Raw genomic sequence first — 21,301 nt, forward strand, 5'->3', positions numbered from 1 at the left:
AATATCAAATGGAAATTTGTTCACTGATTTTACCAAAGCGTCTTTCGCGTTTTTGGTAATCTAATATTGCTTTATAAAACTCGCTTTTATCGAAGTCGGGCCACAGAATTGGCGTGAAATATAGTTCGGCATAAGCCGCTTGATACAGTAAAAAGTTACTGATTCTCGTTTCACCTGAGGTGCGAATAAGTAAATCTGGATCTGGAATATCCTTGGTATATAGCTCCTTAGAAATCGCTTCTGGAGTTATATCCTCCTCTTGGATTTCACCAGATTTCAATTTCTTAGCCAAGATTTTGGCCGCTTCTGCTATCTCTTTTCTACTCCCGTAGCTTAGTGCCAGAATTAAATTGATTTTGGTGTTGTCTTTTGTATCCTTTATTCCTTGCTTTAAGGCATTACGGCACGATTCTGGAATCATCTCCAAATCGCCAATGGCAGAAAGACGAACTCCATTGTTGTGCAACTCCTCAATTTCATTCATCAAGGTAGATACCAGCAAATCCATAAGGGCGTCAACCTCTTCTTTAGGTCTATTCCAGTTTTCGCTAGAGAAAGCATATAGCGTAAGGTGATCTATACCCAACTCAGTAGCCGCTACCAAGGTGTTTTTAACCGATCTAACCCCATTGGTATGCCCAAAAATTCTATCCTCGCCCTTGTTCTTGGCCCAGCGACCATTACCATCCATGATAACGGCAACGTGTTTGGGAACCCGCTTAAGGTCTATTTGCTTTTTTAATTCTTCCTCCACCTCTAACTAATTCGCGTACCACGCTGGACACATGTTTCTTTTCTTTTGAATTTTAAAAGACAACATAAAGCCCGTGTGATTGTACCAATCTTTATTTCTGTTATTCCCTCTTTCCAAACCTGTGTTTGTTCCGTCTTCTCTTGCTGGATCTATGGATCTGTCGACAAATTGCCTATCCTCCTCAGCAAAAAAATCTGGGTTGGAATACACCGAACTTACATCGTCAAGGTAGTCGGTATAAGTCCTTCGCATTCCTGTAAAAAGAGTGATACCAAGGTTTTTAACTACGTTAACCCGAATACCTACTCCAAAAGGGACGGCAAAGTTAAATAATTTATATGGGGAGCCACCCTCAAAGTTCTGACCTTCTGTACCAATTGGCTGTAAATCACGATAATTAGCACCATCGTCCGTTAAAGCTTGCGGATTAAAGTGGAATGCACTCAACCCAAAATATAAATAGGGACTAAAAGGAAATTTCTTATTTCCCAGTTGATACTCGAAATAGTTTATCTCGAAAAGGACCCCGAATTCCTGGATTTTACTCCTGAAATGAAGGTTTCTGTTTCTGTTCCAATCTATGTTAGATAAACTATCTGCGCCTTCTATTTCTCCAAATCCCAAATTGAAATTGAAGCCAATTCTACGGGTGATATTTATTCGATAACTTAATTGTAATCCCGGAGTTATCGCATTAAAATGCTCCTGATTTAATTCTCCCAAATAATAAAAATTACCCAAGCCCACGCCAAACTCTTTGCTACCAAGCGACCGTAGATCTTGGGCATTTGTTCCTAAACTTATGGTGATTCCTAAAATTAGCAGGACGCGATTTAACATATCGGGTAGTAAATGGATAATCGGCTTTTTTATTGTGGTGGAAACGTTAATTTCTTTTATCCAATCCCCACATCAGCTTATTTCTAAGTGTGTGATAGAAATTCTGAAAGGGCAGTTTGGCTAGTTTTATCTGAAAATCTGCCTTTTGCACCTCTATGGTCTGTTTGTAATTAAGCGATGCCGTTCTAGAATCCATAGCAACCAAAAAGCTAGAATCTCTACCCTCAACTTTTAAGGTAATTTTGTTGTTATCGCCAATAACAATAGGTCTAACATTAAGGTTATGCGGAGAAATAGGCGTTAATACAAAGTTACCCGCGTCGGGAACTAGAATGGGGCCCCCGCAACTTAAAGAGTAGGCCGTAGAACCCGTAGGCGTTGCTACAATAAGTCCATCTGCCCAATATGAATTAAGGTACTGGTCGTTTATAAAAGCATGTACCGTAATCATAGAACTCGATTCCTTTTTTAAAACGGAAAGTTCATTGAGGGCAAAATTCTGCTCTGGAAATATATCGGCCGGCTCATTTATGTGTAGCAAACTTCTGCACTCCACTTCGTAATCTTTATTAAGAATGTGCTTAACCGTGCTGCTGATTTCCTCTCGCGCTACACTGGATAAAAAACCCAATCGACCTGTATTGATACCCAAAATGGGAAGGTCTATATCTCTAACCAGCGTAATGGCATCTAATATGGTACCATCTCCACCTATACTGAGAAGTAAGTCGGGTTTTTCTTTTTTTAATCCCTCGTGATCATGAAATTTTCGATACGATGGTGGAAACTCAATTTTTTGATAGAGGAACTTACAAAAGGGGTTGTAGATAGATAGCTGCACATTGTTTTCAACCAGTTTGGAAAACAAAAACTGTATGGCAGGACCAAAATTATCTGCAAAATTTCTTCCGTATACCGCAATGCGCATGCTAGAATGCTTTTTTAAAGTGTAAATATACCCCAGATTTACCAAACGCATTCACGGAGTAATCTATACGAAACACTTTATCGTAGTAGGTTACAAAATCTACCCCCAATCCATAACCGATTAATAATTTTCTATCCATGGGATTTCTTCGGGTATAAATATCGTCTTCAGAATAACCGAAATCGCTGTGAGCACCTATATATAAGGCATACGGCACTCTGCCAAAACTGGGGTTTTTTATAAATGGGAGACTAAACTCCCTGTCTTTTAGGATAGAAAAACGAATTTGGTTTTGCCAAACGGCATAGCGCTGAGCCTCTACAAAGTACAACTCGTACCCTCTTATGTCTGCAGTAATGCCAAAACCAGACTGGAAAAAATAGGGCAATTGATTGTAGGAAATCATCCCCAAGTCCATACCAGAGGCAAAGACCCAGTTTTCGGAAAGTGGGAGATACTTTGAATATCGAAACTGCAGAGACCAAATATCAAAGTTGTAATCCTCATTTAGTCCTAACCCGGGCTTACTTATGCTAAGTGTGGCGTAGTTCCCACTGGTTGGATAGCTGGGTAAATCGCGAGAATCGTACCTTAAGAAAATAGATGCTCCCCAATAATTTAAGAAGTTACGCCCTCCGTAATAATCTGGGGCGATTTCCAAAACCGTATCCTGAACCTGGGAGTTGTTTTGCCATAAGCTTAAAAATCCTGTAAAGCGATTTCCAGGCCGGTAAGACCACTCTACTTGGTTGGTCCACTCTTCACGGGTAGCATTTCCAAGCTGTGCATACTGAGACCTAACATTATTTTCGGTAGCATAAATTACTTCGTAACGCTGTCGGTATTGGGTGGATACTGAAACTCCAATAGTCTTATCCCTATTTATGTATGGAATGGAATAGGCCAGGCCCAATTGTTTGTTATATCCCCACTTTAAGCGCAGCGATAATTTCTCTGCACGACCCCGGAAATTATTGTGATCAACATTTATCCCAACATTTACCCGATTAAAATCGCGCGACTCCCACCAAACATTAAAATTGGGGTCGGCCAACTCAAAAACTGGCAAAGCCCAGATGTACCAACGTTCGGTTAAGCTAACTTTTAGCGAAAAAGTACTGTCGGAAAAGGTTGGAACCAGATCCACAAAATTGAATAAGCGCGTTCGATAAAGATTGTCGCTACTGTTTTTAATTCTTCGTTCTATAGCCGCTTTATTGTACAAGGAATCTTCATGCAGCTCAACATCTCTTAAAACAATAGAACGCTGGGTGATTTTATTTCCCTCAATGGTAATTTCCGCTAAACGATATAGGTTATCGCTTTGCGCAAAAAGGGAGGTAAGTGAAAAGCAAAGGAGAAAAGAAAAAATCCTACTCACATGTTGAGATATTTCAATAAGGCTTCGTAACGGTCGTTTAGGTAATCGGTGTCGTTATTCTTATCGAATGTAGCCAAAACTGTGTAACCGTAACGATGAAAGGTCTGCAAAACCCCTCCTATTCTCGTGGTATTTAGTTTTAAGGTAACCTCTAATTCGTTTTTAGCCTCCTTGGGGCAGCAGTAGGCATGGAGAATATGTGCATCATTTCCTTCCACCATCTGAGCCAAATGGTGAAGGCTGTAATCTTTTGGTGGCATGGTTAAAACCACAATGGCTCCTGCTTCATTGATTCCCGTATTTTCCGCCATGTATTTGGTTAAATCAGAACGAGTTACCACTCCAATAAAAACCCCATCGGGATCTACAATAGGAACAACACTTAAATCGGTTTTCGAGAATAGCTTATAACACTCAAAGAAGTGCATTTGAGCCAATAAACGGGCCTCTACCAGATGCCCTTTCAGTTTGTCTATCTTTTTGTCCGCAGGTTCCTTTAATAATTGTTCCTTCCCCACAACTCCTAAAAGCGTACCCTTATCTACCACGGGAAGATGACGAACTAGGTATCTTTCCATAGCTTTTAATGCTTCCTCAACGGTGTCGTTGGGATACAATTCTAAGATGTCTGGGTTTACAATTAAAGATGCTAACATACTACAACAAAAAAGCCCTTTTATTCTTTATACTTTTGGCTCGGGTTCGAATTTGAAACTAAAACGGGAAATGACCAAACTAAGTGTAAATATTAACAAGGTAGCCACTCTCCGCAATGCAAGGGGAGGTAATATACCAAACGTAATAAAAGTAGCGACGGATTGCGAAAATTTCGGGGCAGAAGGAATAACAGTGCATCCCAGACCCGATGAAAGACATATCCGTTATCAGGATGTTAGGGATTTAAGTCCAGTTGTTACAACAGAATTTAACATAGAGGGTTATCCATCTAAAGATTTCCTGGAATTGGTAAAAGAGGCCAAGCCCGCGCAGGTTACCTTGGTACCAGATCCTCCCCATGTTTTAACTTCAAACGCAGGTTGGACCGTTAAGGGAAATGAATCCTTACTCGAAGAGGTAATTGCCGAACTGAAATCTATAAATGCTCGTGTTAGCCTATTTATGGATGCCCATTCCACGGAATTTGAGGCGGTAAAAAAATTAGGAGCTGATCGCGTTGAACTCTATACCGAGGAATATGCCACGCAATACCCAAAAGACAAAATTCAGGCGATTGCCCCATTTAAGGAAGCCTTTAAAAGAGCAAACGATTTGGGACTGGGAGTAAATGCAGGGCACGATTTAAGTTTGGAAAACCTTGCTTTTCTTCATCAAGAAATTCCTGGAATATTGGAAGTTTCAATTGGGCATGCATTAATCGCCGATGCACTATACTACGGACTTGAGAACACCATTCAAATGTACAAGCGATGCCTGATGAAATAATATACCATAAAACCATGGGCGACAAAGGTCCTTGGCTTATAATTTTACATGGATTATTTGGATCATCTGACAATTGGAGCACCTTAGCCGGGCAATGGGCAGAAAATTATCGAGTGGTTTTATGCGACGCCCGTAATCATGGCAAGAGTTTTCATAGCGATAACTTTAACTACGATTTGATGGCGGAGGATGTAGCCAAACTGATGGAGCACCTTGACATAGAAGATGCCTTTATTCTCGGACATTCAATGGGAGGAAAAACGGTTATGCGTTTTTCCCAATTATATCCAGAAAAGCTAAAGGCTATGATGGTAGCAGATATCGGACCAAAATCCTACCCTCCCCATCACGATGAAATAATAAAAGCCTTTGAATCGGTTAACCTAGAAGAAACTAAATCTCGCTCAGAAGCTACCAAACAAGTTCAGTCTGTAATTTCAGACCCTGGAGTTGCCATGTTTTTACTGAAAAACCTTTACTGGAAGGAGAAAGGACAATTAGCCTGGAGAATAAATCTACCCGTGCTAAAGCGTGAAATTTCCAAGGTAATAGAGGATTTACCAAAAGATGAGGTAGCAACAAAAGCCTTGTTTGTTAGAGGGGGGAAATCGAATTACATTCTAAACGATGACTGGCCCGATATTAAAGCACAATTTGTAAACTCGCATTTGGTAACCATAAAAAATGCTGGCCACTGGCTACATGCCGAGCAACCAGAAGCATTTTACCAAACCATAACGGCATACTTAGACAAGGTTAAATGAGGTATCTGGCGATTATAGGATTGATATTGTATGTTCTTAGCTGTGGAGCACAATCCTCGGTAGCTAAAGACAGTATCTATAGTAATGACCTCGACTTTAAGTTAAAAGATGGGGTTTATCTATTGTGGGAAGATTTCATTTTAAATAAACCCAGCTTAAAGTTCGAACAGCTTACAACTAAGGAAGGAAAACAAATTAGTGAGTTTAGACCCCTTGAAAGAATCTATTTTGTAAAAACTGGAGATTCTACCCTTAAGCTAAACCCTGCTGAAATTTTTGGGTTTACCGAAAATGGAACCTTTTACATTCAGTTTGAACACGAAGGAAGCTCCTATTTCGGAAGAACCGTAAATCCAGGTGCTTTATGGCAATTTGCAGCTATGGTAATTTCCTACCAAAGGACATTAAGTTACAATCCCTACTTCCCTGGTGATTACAGAACCATACCTTCAAAAGATTTAAAACAAATAATACTCAATTATAAAACTGGAGAGGTATATCCAGCAAACAGCAAGGTGTTAATTCCCATCCTAGCGAAAGATCCCAAAATAGCCTCGCTACTTGATAAAACTCCTAAAAGAAAGCGCAAAAAGCGTCTCTTTTACTTTTTAAGAAAGTACAACGAAAACAATCCAGTTGCTTTTCCCAAATAAAAAAACCCCAGCAAAATGCCGGGGTTTTTGGTTATATAAAGTAAGCTACTTCTTAAAGGTTAAGTAGTATTTCTTCTGGAGCTTTACCTCCAAATACTATTTTAACTGGGTTTTCGATCATTTCTTTAATCTTAACTAAGAAACCAACCGACTCCTTACCATCAATAATTCTGTGGTCGTAGCTAAGTGCAACGTACATCATTGGTCTGATTTCTACCTTTCCATTGATCGCCACAGGACGCTCAACAATATTGTGCATTCCCAAAATTGCCACTTGAGGAGGGTTAATAATTGGAGTACTCATCATAGAACCAAACACACCACCATTGGTAATGGTAAATGTTCCACCGGTCATTTCATCTACTGAAAGCTTTCCATCTCTAGCTTTAATGGCCAACCTCTTTATTTCCTTCTCTATATCCGCAAGTGACATTTGCTCTGCATTTCTCAAAATTGGAACCATAAGTCCTTTCGGAGAAGAAACGGCGATACCTATATCTGCGTAATCGTGGAATAAAATTTCTTTACCATCGATTTGAGCATTAACAGCTGGGAAGTGATTCAATGCCTCGGTTACAGCTTTGGTGAAGAAAGACATGAACCCAAGATTTACATCGTGGTGCTCTCGGAATTGATCCTTGTATTTCTTTCTAAGCTCCATCACCGGAGACATATCAATCTCGTTGAAAGTGGTAAGCATAGCTGTTTCGTTCTTCACAGAAACTAGTCTTTCGGCTATTTTTCTACGAAGCATGCTCATTTTCTCACGGCGCTGATCTCTAGACCCACCCCAACCTTGAACTGGTGCAGCATTGATTCCAGCCGCCATAGCAGCAACAACATCTTGCTTAGTAATTCTTCCATCTTTTCCGGTACCGCTAATCTGACCAGATGAAATATTGTTTTCATCCATCAGTTTCTTGGCAGCAGCAGATGGGTGACCCGTTGCATAAGATTTATCTTGGTTAGCGCTTGGAGCTTCCTTCTTCTCTTCGGTCTTTTTCTCTTCCTTAGCAGGCATAGGGTCTGGTGCTTTAGCACTTTCCTCCTTTTTTGCTCCACCAGAAGATTTACCTGCAGGCGCTTCCGCATCGGTATCGATTTCGGCAACCACTTCTCCAACAGCAACTGTCTGCCCTTCTTCTGCGATTAACTTAATAACCCCAGAAGCTTCCGATGGAAGTTCAAGCGTTGCCTTATCAGAATCTACTTCACAAATCACCTGATCCTTTTCTACATAATCTCCATCAGAAACCAACCATTGTGCGATTTCTACTTCGGAGATAGATTCTCCAGGACTAGGTACTTTTAATTCGAAAGCCATTTTATATTATGCTTTAACCGTTTCTAAATGATTTTTAAATACTCTCTCTAACATTTGGGCCTGTCTTTTGGCATCTCTTTTTGGAGAACCAGAGGCAGGGCTTGCACTTGTTTTACGTGCAATCCACTCAATTTTGTAGTCTCTTAATTTGCGCAGGAAAAATCCTAAAGCTCCCATGTTTTCGGGCTCTTCTTGTGCCCAAACAAATCTTTCGCAGTTGCTGTATTTAGCATATACCTCATCAATTTGCTTGTAAGGAACCGGATACATTTGCTCGATACGAACAATTGCCATATCATCGGCTTTTAGCTCCTCGCGTTTTTCTAATAGTTCGTAGTACAGTTTACCCGTACAGAAAACTACCTCTTTAATTTTCTTAGGATCTGCAACCTCATCGTCTATCAGTTCCTTAAATCCACCCTCGGCTAAATCCTTAAGACTAGACACACACTTTGGATGACGAAGTAAACTCTTAGGGGATAAAACAATCAAAGGTTTTCTAAAATCTCGCTTAACCTGACGGCGCAATGCGTGGAAGAAGTTTGCAGGAGTGGTACAGTTAACAATTTGCATATTGTCTTCTGCACAAAGCGTTAAAAAGCGCTCCACCCTAGCAGAACTGTGCTCAGCACCCATTCCTTCGTAACCATGAGGTAGTAACAATACCAACCCGCTAGTTACTTTCCACTTATCCTCAGATGTAGATAAGAATTGATCTATAATGATTTGAGCTCCATTGAAGAAATCTCCAAATTGTGCTTCCCAAATTGTTAAACCATGAGGGGCAGCAAGGCTGTATCCCCACTCAAATCCTAAAACACCGTACTCCGATAATAAGGAGTTGTATATGCTGAGTTTAGCTTGATCTTTTGAAATTTCATTAAGCGGGATAAACTCCTCTTCAGAATCCTCCAATTTAACTACTGCATGTCGGTGAGAGAAAGTTCCCCGCTCTACATCCTGACCAGACATTCTAACTGGAACCCCTTCTTTTAACAGGGTACCATAAGCTAAGAGCTCGGCCATTCCCCAATCCAGCTTGTCATCAGTAATCATGTTTTCCCTGTCTTGGAAAATCTTTTTCAGCTTACGGAAGACTTTTTTACCCTCTGGAATTTGGGTTATTTTTTCTGCAACAAATTTCAGTTCATCTACACTTACCGCAGTTGGAGCATCTTTACCAACGCCATTTAATTCCGGTGCATTTTTCCCTGCACTTTCAATAAACGGCTCAATTTTATTCATCTCCATTTCTTTTGCGCGCTCAAACTCAGACTCCAATTCCTCTTTGAATTCGTTTTCTAGTCCGGCTGCAAAATCTTCAGTAATAGTACCCTCCGAAATTAATTTCTCCATGTAAATTTCTTTCGGATTCGGGTGCTTGGCAATTGCCTTATACAGAATAGGCTGCGTAAACTTAGGCTCATCACCCTCATTGTGACCATATTTTCTGTAACAAAGTAGATCTATGTATACATCTTGCTTAAACTTCTGGCGGAATGCCATGGCAATCTTAACAACGTGTACTATGGCCTCTACATCGTCTCCATTTACGTGAAATACCGGAGAATAAGTAACCTTAGCTACATCTGTACAGTATATAGAAGATCTTCCATCCAAGTAGTTGGTTGTAAATCCTACCTGGTTATTAATAATAATATGGATAGTACCTCCTGTTTTATACCCATCTAGCTGCGACATTTGAGCCACCTCGTAAACCACACCTTGACCTGCGATTGCAGCATCACCATGAATTAAGATAGGTACCACTTTGTCGTTGTCCCCATTGTAGATTAGATCTATCGAAGATCTTGCTAAACCTTCTGCAACAGGATCAACTGCTTCTAGGTGAGATGGGTTAGGACAAAGAATAAGATCAACAGGATGTTGGCTCTCAGTTACAAGATTTTTCTCGTATCCAAGGTGATATTTCACATCTCCATCAAATCCATCCTCCACATAGTCTTTACCATAAAACTCTGAGAAGATATTGTGGTAAGGTTTATTAAATATGTTGGCCAACACGTTAAGACGACCTCTGTGCGCCATACCTAAAATATAGCGACGGATTCCAAGGTCAGCTCCATATTCTACCACCATATCGATGGCTGGAATTAAAGTTTCACCCCCTTCTAGAGAGAATCTTTTCTGACCAGGAAATTTTTTGTGAAGGTAACTTTCGAAAGTGCTCGCTTGAGTTAGCTTCTTAAGAATGTATTTTTTTTCGTCAACCGAAAATTTGGGTGTGTTGGAATTTACATGAAGCGTATCTATCATCCACTTCACCTCCTCTTGCTCGCGCATGTACATAAATTCCACCCCAATGCTTTGGCAGTACACCTGACTGAGATGGTTGATTATATCGCGCAAGGTTGAAGGCCCAATACCAATTTCATTCCCTGCTTGGAACACAGTGTCCATATCCTTCTCATCCAAGCCATAGTGCTGGATATCGAGGTTAGGCTTGTACTTCCTACGCTCCCGCACAGGATTGGTTTTGGTAAACAAATGCCCACGAGTACGGTAGTCCTGAATAAGGTTTAACACCTTAAATTCTTTAGGCAGTTCTTTATTTGGAGCATCTTCTCCAAATTGGGTTTGAGCCAGCTCAAAACCCTGAAAAAACTTCTGCCAGGAATCCTCTACGCTAGTGGGATCGTTACGATATTGCTTATAAAGATTTTCAAATGCCTCGGGTTCGGCATTGCTTAGAAAGGAAAACGAATCCATGTTTGGATTTAAAATTTCGCCAAAAATACAAATACTGTCTGGCAACTGAAAGTGCGAATTTAGAGAATCAAAAGAGTTTTTTGCCGTTATAATAAGTTAACAATCCAAAGACCTTCAAACATTTACTGACTACACGTCAGGATTTAGACCCAAAACTGAACTTTGGGCTTACTGGTTTTAAAAAAATAAAAAGGAAATTTCCTTTAATATCCGTTAACTTATTGTTGGGCAACTATTAATTTTGCCGAGCGTCTAAAAAGCGCCTACTGACATAATTCCTTAAAATGAGACCTTTAAATAAAATACTAAAAAATCTATTTTTTGTAATTGCGATTCTAGGTTCCCTATACAACTCGAAAGAAGCAGTTGCTCAAAAAATTTCAGGGCAAGAATTCTGGTTTACCCTCCCCAGGATGTCTCCTTTAGATGAAAATGCTGAAGGACTTTTCCTGTACATCGTTTCCGATTATTGTATTGAGGATGCCTACGTAGAAGCACCCCACCTAAATTGGCGTGTAGATTTTACCGTAGACCGTGGTCAATACACCCAAATTAAAGTCCCCACTAGGGTCTCTGGAGGAACACCAATATATCACGACCGTCCAAACAGAGTTGAAAAGAAGGGGATATTCCTAAAAGCGGATTTCCCAGTAGTGGTTTATGCCGTTACCTATGAATCGGCTTCTGTGGATGGAGAAATTATTCTACCAGTAGACAAACTGGATGATGAATATGTACTATCTACTAGAGGAATTATGGTCCTTGGACAGCTGCGTAATACCGTAGTTGCAACTGAGGACTCTACCGACATTGAGATTGATACTTGGGATAATAATGACAACCCAATCACCATCGATATTATCTTAAATCAAGGAGAAACATATCAATGGAGTAAAACGCGACAAAACTGTACAGCAGATTACCCACGCCGCCCTTACCGAGATTGTGCAACTTTAAATGGTACCGTTGTAAAAGCCAGCAAACCAGTTGCTGTAATAGGTTCTGTAGACTGTTCGGGAGGTAACGAGTGTGGTGCCTGTGAAAACACCTTCATAACCTATCAGCCCAATAAACGTTGGGGTACAGAGCACGTAACAGCCCAAGTTATACCCAGACAAGATCCCAATCTAGCGGTTACTTGTGGTGGAGCAGGAGATGTTTCGGGTGATTATATTGAAGTACTGGGTGAAGTTGGCACAAAAGTAACCATCAACGATTACAGAGGAGATAGAACTGTAACTCTTGCCGCACCTGCCTATGACAATGGGGCCGGATATGGATATGGTTATACGTTCTTCGAAGTTCCCAGAAACCCCGCTGGAGGCGATTTTGGTTTCGCCAATACGGTTATTACCTCTGACAAACCCGTTCAGGTAACCCAACACCCAAAAGGTTGGCAAACAGATAACGTTGGAGCTTCGGATCCAGAAGCTATCATGGTTTTCCCTACCGATTTATGGGTAGACTCCTACATTTTTGCCATTCTAAGAACGGCCACAACAACCAATAATGACTTTACCATCATTATGGAGGATGTTGGTGGTTCTCTTAATCAAGTAGAATTTGACGATGGAGTATCTACCAGAAACATTAACGCTATACCTGGTGCTACTGCATGGATGAAAATTGGTACTAGCAATTACTTTTATAAAAGAGTACCCGTTCCTATCAGCACCAACACCCTAAGAATTTATTCAAGAACCAATACACCTTTTGGTATTTATACTGCCTCAAGGGGCCAAGCAGAATCATATGTTCAAAACGGAGGGGATGGACCTATCCTAGAAATACCAACTTGTCCTATTTGTCCTATCGCAGAATTCCAGAAGAAGGAGGATGTATGTATTGGTGTAGAAGCCGAATTCATCGACATGTCAGAAGATAACGATGCATCAGGCTCCACCAGCATAAATGAGTGGGTATGGGATTATGGTGATGGTCAGCGCGATACTTTTAATGTATCTACCAACCCTAAACACATTTACACCGCTCCAGGTGTCTACGAAGTTACTTTGTACGTTACCAATGACAACCCTAATCCAGGACCTTGTACCATTGAGATTACCAAGCTTATAACTGTATTCGATGGACCCAACGCAAACGCTGGTCCAGATCAGACCATTTGTTTTGGAGAGCCTGTTGTTTTAGGTGGATCTCCTACGGGTTCTGGAGGTGAAGCTCCTTTAACCTACAATTGGAAACCGAGCACAGGAATTGCAAATACCAGCAGCCCTAACCCAAGTGCATATCCGCCTTCAGACGAGGAGTATATCGTTGAAGTAGAAGATGCCGATGGCTGTATCCAAAGAGACACCACACTTATTACTGTACAACCCAAAGACTCGGCCTACATTGCCGATGATGAGTACACCGTTTGTAAAGGGGACGAAGTTCCTGTTGAAATTTCCATTTCTGGAGGAAACTCTACCACTTATTCCATTACCCTAAGCAATGGTACTAGTAGCGTTACTGAAACCGCCCTACCTTCAAATGGAGGAGTGGTACTTGTTCCGTTCAACACAGGGTTCCCTAATGGCTTTAATGTGCGTATTACCGCATTCAGTGCCAACGACCCAGGAATTTGTGCTGTATTTGATGTTGGACAAATACCCGTTAAGGTTAGAAACAAGCCTGACCCAACTTTTGAAGTTAATAGCATAGATATTTGTGAGGGTGACCAAGCAACTGTAAATATTAATTTCTCTGCCGATGGATCTCTATCATTTGATATATCCGATGGTACAGACGTAGATAGTTATAGCAACATTTCCGCAAACCCATATCAATTAATCGTCGCTCCAACAGTTACAACTACCTACACCATTTCTAACGTAAGACACAGCGACGATCCAACTTGTCCCTCTACAAAAACCAGTGCTGTAACGGTTAACGTACTGCAAGACAAAGATCCTGGGGAAGATGGTTTCCTTAAAATTTGTTCAGGAGGTGGACTTGTCGACTTGTTCAGCTTATTGGGTGGAACACCAGATGCCGGTGGAGACTGGAGAGACATCACCTTCTCTGGCGCATTAGTGGGTGACAAATTCGATCCTAGTTTGGCTACCGATGGTGAATACGAATTCGAGTATGCCGTTAGTGCTGGACCTAATTGTAACGAACTTACATCTATTGTTAAGATAGACTTTAACGAACCTCCTAAGTTTAGAGACCTGGTAGAAGATTGTAGCGAACAGCTTCTAGATTACAAAGTAAAATTCACTGCTTTCGGTGGTGATCCGGCTACTTACTCTTCACCCGATGGTACATTTACCCCAGGGGGAGTATCGAGAGATTTCACTTCTACAAATGATTATCCAACCAAATCTAATTACAGCATCTCTTTCGATGATGCCAATGGTTGTGGTCCTGTAGTTATTTCTGGATTTAAAAATTGTGGTTGTTTCACCAATGCGGGTACCATGAATACCGCTCCATTGGAATATTGTGAAACCGATATGGCAATGCCACAGTTTAATGACGACTCGGTCCTGGTAAAGCGCGAAAACGATCCAAATGACACGCTGTACTTTGTTCTTCACAGAGGATCTGCATTAAACATTGTTGATCCTATAGACAGCTTTCCTACCCCTCAATTTGCCTTCGATGCTGCAAAAATGAATTACGGAACCACCTATTACCTTTCTCCAGTAGCTGGAGAGCCTAATGGACAGGGTGGTATTGATTACGATCCACAAGGATGTGTATCTGTAGGTCAGGGAACTCCGATTAAGTTCTTTAAGCAACCTACTGTAACCGCCTCTGCAGTTACACCAGACATTTGTACTGGAGACCAGGCAGCAATTCGTGTTCAATTTACCGGAGCAGCACCTTATGCTGTTACTTTATTCGATGAAGACGGAACAACAGAACTTTCTTTTACCAATTTGGATGCGACCGATACGATTTACGTAACTCCTTCTCAAACCCATACCTATCAGTTTAAAGACATAGATGGTAAATATTGTAAGGATGTTCCTGTATCGCAAACGGTTACCATTACTACCCATGAAGCACCAGATTCAATTCCTGGAACGCTAACCTACACTTGTACCAGAGCAGCAGATTTCTACACTGTAGAAATTCAGTTGAGTGGCGACGCTGGTAGCATGAAGGTTGCTCCATCATCTGCAGGTACTATAGACCCAGCAACGGGTATATTTACCTCAAATCCTATAGCGAACAACACCCCGTACACCTTTACCTTCTCTGATCAATACAAGTGTGGAAACTTTGTTTTAACCGATCAATACGATTGTCCTTGTGTAACAGCAGCAGGTACCTTTGTAGAGGATACAGTATCGGTCTGTGCTTACGATATTGCTTCGTTTACACACAACCAAGATTCGGTTATAGACCCAGATGATGATCATGTGTTTATTGTGTACACCGATCTTAACAACCCTACAGGAACCATTCTTTTAACTAAAAAGACTGCCTCTTTCCCTATCCAGGCACCATTGCAGCCCGATACTAGATATTACGTGAGTTTAGCAATGGGTAACCAGAATGGATCGGGTGGAGTAAATTATAACGACCCTTGTTTGGATATTTCCCCTCCGGTGGTGCTGTACTTCAATGGTATTCCTTCTGCTGAATTTAGAGGCGATCCAGATATTGACTTGTGTGCTGGTGAGGAATTTAAATTCCCATTCGATTTACAAGGAAATGGTCCATTTACTTTGAGATACAATTTCTCGAACGATAATAACTCTGGGGAATCTTCTGTTACCCTAGCAACGACACCAACGGATACGTTCAAAATTTCACCGACTCTGAAAGAGGAATATGAGTTCTTCGAAGTTATTGATGTGAATGGATGTATAGCTCCTATGGATACCACGGTTGTGGCAGACGTAAAAGCGAGTCCAAGCATAGAAATTACAAACGTATTAGATACTACTGTTTGTAAGGGTGAAGAAGTAGAAATTAGACTTGCAGCTGAATTTAATGGAAGATTCAGCTATGAGTTATGGGATGGATACACCAACACCATGATTCGCAGATTCCCAATAAAAGTTTCTAAGGCATTCTCGTACAAATTCGATATGACAGATGACTCCCTACTTGTGGAGCCAAGAAACATAGAAGATGACGTTTGTACAGGTGTTTCAAGTGGGGCTAAAAAAGTTTACGGTACCGAATTACCGCAGTTAACTTTCAATTCGGCAGCAGATGTTTGCGAAGGTAATGCCGCTCAGGTAAGCTTTAGTATTACTGGAGGTGTTGCTCCATACTCAATAAGAGTTACTGGGCCAAATAATTATGATCAAACCTTCAACAACCTTGTAGCAAACGATGCCATTGCTCTTCCAGGAGACAATGCGGGCACATTTACCTATACAGCAGTCGAAGTTACCGACAGCTCTCCAATTAAAGCATGTGTAGGAAGTGGAAATTCAGTAACCTACACGGTAAATCCACTTCCAGAGGCTACTATAATTGAGGCCCAAGACGTTTGTAAGGGGAATGAAATTCCATTAACCTTTGATATACAGGGAACAGGGAATGACTTTAGCCTTCAAATTACCAATTCGGATGGGTTAGATACCATTATCTACAACCTTCCAGCTGGAAGAACAACCTTAAATATGCCGGGTTCAAGTTCTAATAACGTAGTGTACAACCTTGGAACGGTTACCGATGTATTAGGTTGTTCAGACGTGGGTAGCGGAAGTGATAATTCCGTACAATTCGACTCACCTACCATCGATTTCGACTTTAACAAAACCAATGATGATTGTTACCCATTACAGTTGAGTGTAAACCCACAAATTGTTGCACCAGGAAATTCAACTTGTACATGGACTTTCGAAGATGGCACCGTTGTTTCAGGTTGCGACGATCCGTTTAACGTAACTCTATACCAAGTTGGAGACCTAGACATGGCGGTACGCGTAAGAACCCCAACAGGGTGTGGAGCAGACTCACTATTTGTGGATACCATTCACGTTAGACCTAATCCAAGAGCAAGTTTTGGGTTTAACCCTAAAATTCCAACCAACTTGTTAAACGTGGTAGACTTTAACAACACCACCATTAACGGAGATAGATACATCTGGAAAATTGATACGCTAGCGGTACTTAATACGACCAATCCACAGTATGAATTCCCAACAACACCTAACAAAACCTATAACGTTTGGTTGGTTGCGTACACCGACTTTGGTTGTGTGGATAGTACCAACAAGCTGATTGAAGTAGTACCAGATTTGGATATTTACATTCCAAACTCCTTCTCTCCAAACGGCGATGGTGTTAACGAAACCTTTAGACCGGTACTAACGCTAAGCCCAGAGGATGTAATTGAATACGAATTCTACGTATTTAATAGATGGGGAGAATTATTGTTCTATACTCAAGACATGTTTGGAGCTTGGGACGGAGATTATAAAGGAGAACAGGTTCCAATAGGGGTATACACCTACCGAGTAAGAGCGAAAGTTGGAGCTAATGCGGTTACCTTAGACCGACGAGGTACGGTGAACGTAATCCACTAGGAAAGATAATTACAAATAGTTTAAAGGCCGTCTAAACACATTAGGCGGCCTTTTTTGTGTTTATCCATGAAAGTTCCAACTCCACCACCTCCATTACTTATATTCAACAAAATGAATTTGTAAAAAAGCCTGCTTTCTTAATTTGCCATAATAATGATTGTTTCCCTTGTCCTTGTCATACTATTCCTACTACAATCCAAGCTCACACCTGAGCTTGATGTAAATGCGAGGATAGACCGTATCGAAGTTTATAAATCGCAAAGGGTTTTAAAGGTGTTCAGCGGTGATAAAGAACTGAAATCCTACTCCATTTCATTGGGTTTTTCACCTCGTGGAGACAAACAAATAGAGGGAGATGGTAAAACACCAGAAGGAAAGTACTTTATAGATAGGAAAAACCCTAAAAGTGCATTTTATTTAAACCTTGGAGTTAGCTACCCTACCGAAGAACAGAAATTGGTCGCCCAAAAAGAGGGTCGAGATCCGGGGGGATTAATAAAAATACACGGCTTACAGAATGGATGGGGCTGGATGGGGCGCTTGCACTTATTGCGCGATTGGACAGCTGGTTGTATCGCACTTACAAATGGAGAGATAAAGGAACTATACGACCACGTACCTGTTGGAACGCCCATTTTTATTTACCCCTAATTCGGCTTCTAGCTTTTTCTCTTATCCCTCAGGCTTGTTTGAGACAACAGTGCATTATGCAACCCCGCTAGGCTAATTATCACTATAAAAAAGGTATTATAGCTTTCGTGGTTCTTAAAGAAATAAGCTGAGACTATAATAACCGCAGCCCAAATAACGGCGCTTACAACTAACATTTTTTTCATAGCCATAAGTTAGTCTTATCCATTAAAATGGGTTAAGAAAAATAAGAGCACAAAAAAACCCAAGCCTTTCGACTTGGGTTTATCTATCAGCGATGTATCGCTTACAATGTATATGAGAATCCTAAACTAAAGGTTCTACCTGGAGCCAATCTTGTAAAGATCTGATCTTGTGCATTGTATCCAGTAAATACCTTCTCTTTCATGTCGTTTAACAGGTTAGATACTTTAAACGAAGCATTCATTTTGTTATCAGGTCCAAATCCTTTGCTCACTTTAAGGTTTAAGCTATTAAAAGGAACCGAGTAAACATCTGCCTGGTTAGCAAACCCTACGAACTGTAGTGTTCTTCCTTGTACGTTGTAGAAAACGCTTGCTTGTAAGGCCTTTTCTTTGTCGTCGAAAGAAATACCAGCGTTAATTAGGTATGGAGCTTGACCAGCCATTACACGCGTATCTTTAATCTCTTCGCCAGTTCTTGCAGAGTTTCTTCTAGAAGCTAACTCAGAATCCGACATCTTAATTTGAGACTTGGTTACCGTTACGTTAGTGTTGAAAGCAAACTTCTTAAGCTTCTCAGAAATAAAGTTTAAAGATTGTACCGCTTCAAATTCTACTCCTAATACAGTTGCGTTACCAACGTTTCTCGCTTGGAAAGTTCCAGGATCTGATAAATACTGTACGATCTCTATTGGTGCGTCGAACGTTTTAAAGAATGTAGATGCAGAAATATTCTGTCCAATTCCATTAAACAATTCCCATCTCATATCGAAGTTATAGATACGAGTAGAGCGAAGGTTACCATCCCATAGAGTAATTTGGTTTCCTTGAGCATCCTGGCTAGTTTCTGAGAATAATCCTCCTACAAAAGTTCTACCAGAGATAGGATCTAAGATTTCCGCAAAACTCATTTCCTTGAAAGAAGGTCTAGCAATTGTTTTAGAGAATGAGAATCTTAAATTCTGATCTTCATTTAGCGCATAAATAAGGTTTACCGTTGGGAATAAATCGAAATCGTTAATTACATTCTCTTTGTTATAATTAATGGTTCCATTCTGGTTTGTTCCCGTGTAGAACTGCTTAAACATTTCGGCTCTTAAACCAATTACCGACTTAAGAAGTGGAGTAAAGTTGTACTCAGCAGAACCGTAAACTCCTGAATGATGAACAAAAGAGTTGTATTGGTTAGGGTTTCTTGGGATAAATGTTGGATTAAACCTTACACCGTTTGGATTTTCGCTGTCGTATAGATTCTCTTCGCTGAAAACGTCCTCTGGTTGTGGGTTTCCGTTATACTTCTCATTGAAGTCAATATCACCGGGATTGATTTGGAACCCTTGGATATCGAAATCCCTGTTTTTGAAAGTATGGCTTGCACCGAACTTAACCTTGGTTTCTTTACCGTTAAAGTCTACTACTCTAGTTACATCAACTTTAGCTGGAATACTGTATTCTTCTAAGAATCTCCAGATTCTTTCTGGAAGTCCAGATTCTGTTGAAACTCCTTTTCCTTCGTCTCTAAATCTTAAGAAACGGATATCTGGATCGGTAATGTAAGACCTTGTAGGAGCAACAGACCACTCTAACATGTTGTCGCCTTCGTTTCTTGTAGTTCCCGAAATTAAAAGGTTAGTTAAACCTCTTTCGCTGTATTCAATGTTGTATTGTCTAGCTTGGAATTCAGTACCCAAGTTATTAGCAGTAAAATCGAAGATACCCGCCTTAGACTCACCATTTTGAAGGTGCATCAAGTTTACCTTGTACTTAGTGTTACCATCTTTGATAGCTGCACCTGCCATAGCTCCAAGTAAAACATTGTTTACACCGTAGTCACCTTTTTGACGCTCAAGTGGAGTTAACTCGTTTTGGTTAGGGTCGATAGCTTTACCGTACAGGTTAAATTCAGCATCTTCGTAAAACTCGTACTCGTTCTTGTAGCTTAAAGAAAAGCTGTATCCAATTTTTCTTTCCCCTATTGCAGTTTGGTCACCGTACGAAAGAGAAACACCCGTATTCATAAAGCTATTTGCTCTATATCCACCCATTTGAGGGTTAAAACCTCTAAGGATGTCTTGGTACTCTTGACCTTTAGCTCCATTAGGATTTCCGATAGCATCGGTAAACATTGGAATATCGGTTCTTCTACCAGTTGGGATATCTCTAGTACCATCGTCGAAACCTAAGAAATCGGTTTTACCACCATTGTACTTAATGTAATCGCTGTTAAAGTGCATGTTTGGATTGAATCCAACTCCTACACCAACATTCATTAGCTTTTCTTCTGGGAAGTCTTTGGTTGTAATATCAACAGCACCACCAGTAAAATCTGCACTTTGCTCAGCAGAGAAACTCTTAGATACTACGATATTATCGATAACATTGGTTGGGAAGATATCCATTTGTACCGTGTTACGATCAGGATCTAGACCTGGGATATCCATACCATTCAACGTAGTTTTAGTATAGCGATCACCTAATCCGCGAACGTATACATATTTACCACCTTGAACAGAAACTCCAGTTACACGAGACATAGCGCTCGCTGCATCGGAGTCTCCAATTTTCTTAAAAGATGCTGCGGAGATACCATCTATTACTTTCGTTGACTTTTTCTTCATAGTAAGCAACGCAGCCTCAGTATTTTTAACAGCCTTAGCAGTAACAACAACTTCTTTTAGTTGTTCTGCACTAGCACCTAATCTAATTGTACCTAAAGCAGTTACTTCTCCTTCTTTTACAATTACGTCTTTAACCGTAACTGGAGCAAAAGAGATAAAAGATGCTTTAAGATTATAAGTTCCTGGCTCGGCTTTAATTTCGAAGTTACCATCTAGATCTGTAGAAGCTCCTTTGGTAGTTCCCTCTATAATAACAGCCACACCAATTAGTGTTTCACCAGTTGCATCATCGATAACAGTACCGCGGATTGCAGACTGACCAACTGCCACTGTAGTAACAGCGGTAACACACAACACTAAAAATGCTCTTAATAAAAACATATACAGTCTTTCTAAATTCGGTGCAAAACTCCGACTTCAGTTTCGAGGGTAATCAATGATAAGTTTAAGGATGTGTTAACGAATTGTTAAGCACCAAGGGAAAGCACAAAAAAAGCCCCACGCAGTAGCGTGGGGCTTAACATTTCGTTTATATA

The 21,301-nt window shown here is 40.6% G+C and carries 13 protein-coding genes; 5 read left to right on the forward strand and 8 right to left on the reverse strand.

Annotation, left to right across the window (positions count from 1 at the left end):
* Positions 1–4: 4 nt before the first annotated feature.
* The 5 genes from FRX97_RS06740 to FRX97_RS06760 are packed head-to-tail and all read right to left on the reverse strand — an operon-like array spanning position 5 to position 4,559.
* Entirely contained in the window at positions 5–754 is a 750-nt protein-coding gene (locus FRX97_RS06740) for an isoprenyl transferase (RefSeq protein ID WP_147014428.1), read from the reverse strand.
* A gap of 6 nt (positions 755–760) precedes the next feature.
* Positions 761–1,594 (reverse strand): type IX secretion system protein PorG, encoded by an 834-nt coding sequence (gene porG / locus FRX97_RS06745; protein WP_147014429.1) that lies wholly within the window; start codon positions 1,592–1,594, stop codon positions 761–763.
* 46 nt (positions 1,595–1,640) lie between these two features.
* Complete coding sequence (locus FRX97_RS06750; protein WP_147014430.1) at positions 1,641–2,522, reverse strand: NAD kinase; 882 nt, start codon at positions 2,520–2,522, stop codon at positions 1,641–1,643.
* 1 nt (position 2,523) lies between these two features.
* On the reverse strand, positions 2,524–3,903 hold the full coding sequence (locus FRX97_RS06755) for a BamA/TamA family outer membrane protein (RefSeq protein WP_147014431.1): 1,380 nt from the start codon (positions 3,901–3,903) through the stop codon (positions 2,524–2,526).
* Positions 3,900–4,559 carry a CBS domain-containing protein gene (locus FRX97_RS06760; protein ID WP_147014432.1) on the reverse strand — a complete coding sequence of 220 codons (660 nt, stop codon included), beginning with the start codon at positions 4,557–4,559 and terminating at the stop codon, positions 3,900–3,902. Before FRX97_RS06760 ends, FRX97_RS06755 begins: the two co-directional genes overlap by 4 nt.
* 70 nt (positions 4,560–4,629) lie before the next feature.
* On the opposite strand from FRX97_RS06760, the gene FRX97_RS06765 reads away from it, so the two are divergent.
* Genes FRX97_RS06765 through FRX97_RS06775 form a run of 3 tightly spaced genes read left to right on the forward strand, consistent with a single transcriptional unit; the run spans position 4,630 to position 6,763 of the window.
* On the forward strand, positions 4,630–5,346 hold the full coding sequence (locus FRX97_RS06765) for a pyridoxine 5'-phosphate synthase (RefSeq protein ID WP_147014433.1): 717 nt from the start codon (positions 4,630–4,632) through the stop codon (positions 5,344–5,346).
* Complete coding sequence (locus FRX97_RS06770; protein WP_147014434.1) at positions 5,331–6,110, forward strand: alpha/beta fold hydrolase; 780 nt, start codon at positions 5,331–5,333, stop codon at positions 6,108–6,110. The genes FRX97_RS06765 and FRX97_RS06770 overlap by 16 nt, the downstream gene beginning before the upstream one ends.
* Complete coding sequence (locus FRX97_RS06775; RefSeq protein ID WP_147014435.1) at positions 6,107–6,763, forward strand: hypothetical protein; 657 nt, start codon at positions 6,107–6,109, stop codon at positions 6,761–6,763. Before FRX97_RS06770 ends, FRX97_RS06775 begins: the two co-directional genes overlap by 4 nt.
* 52 nt (positions 6,764–6,815) lie before the next feature.
* Here FRX97_RS06775 and odhB read toward each other — a convergent pair whose 3' ends face one another.
* Together odhB and FRX97_RS06785 are read right to left on the reverse strand one after the other, a co-directional pair.
* Entirely contained in the window at positions 6,816–8,087 is a 1,272-nt protein-coding gene (odhB, locus tag FRX97_RS06780) for a 2-oxoglutarate dehydrogenase complex dihydrolipoyllysine-residue succinyltransferase (protein WP_147014436.1), read from the reverse strand.
* A 6-nt stretch (positions 8,088–8,093) separates the two neighbouring features.
* Positions 8,094–10,817: a 2-oxoglutarate dehydrogenase E1 component gene (locus FRX97_RS06785; protein ID WP_147014437.1), complete on the reverse strand. Its 2,724-nt coding sequence runs from the start codon at positions 10,815–10,817 to the stop codon at positions 8,094–8,096.
* Positions 10,818–11,101: 284 nt separating this feature from the next.
* Here FRX97_RS06785 and FRX97_RS06790 point away from each other — a divergent pair, with 284 nt between their 5' ends.
* Together FRX97_RS06790 and FRX97_RS06795 are read left to right on the forward strand one after the other, a co-directional pair.
* Positions 11,102–17,314, forward strand: coding sequence for a PKD domain-containing protein (locus tag FRX97_RS06790; RefSeq protein WP_147014438.1), 6,213 nt, complete (start codon positions 11,102–11,104; stop codon positions 17,312–17,314).
* Between the two features lie 153 nt (positions 17,315–17,467).
* Complete coding sequence (locus FRX97_RS06795) at positions 17,468–17,965, forward strand: L,D-transpeptidase family protein (protein ID WP_147014439.1); 498 nt, start codon at positions 17,468–17,470, stop codon at positions 17,963–17,965.
* 286 nt (positions 17,966–18,251) lie between these two features.
* Here FRX97_RS06795 and FRX97_RS06800 read toward each other — a convergent pair whose 3' ends face one another.
* On the reverse strand, positions 18,252–21,146 hold the full coding sequence (locus FRX97_RS06800; RefSeq protein ID WP_147014440.1) for a TonB-dependent receptor: 2,895 nt from the start codon (positions 21,144–21,146) through the stop codon (positions 18,252–18,254).
* Positions 21,147–21,301: the final 155 nt, after the last annotated feature.

Source organism: Luteibaculum oceani (assembly GCF_007995015.1).
Taxonomy (GTDB): domain Bacteria; phylum Bacteroidota; class Bacteroidia; order Flavobacteriales_D; family Luteibaculaceae; genus Luteibaculum; species Luteibaculum oceani.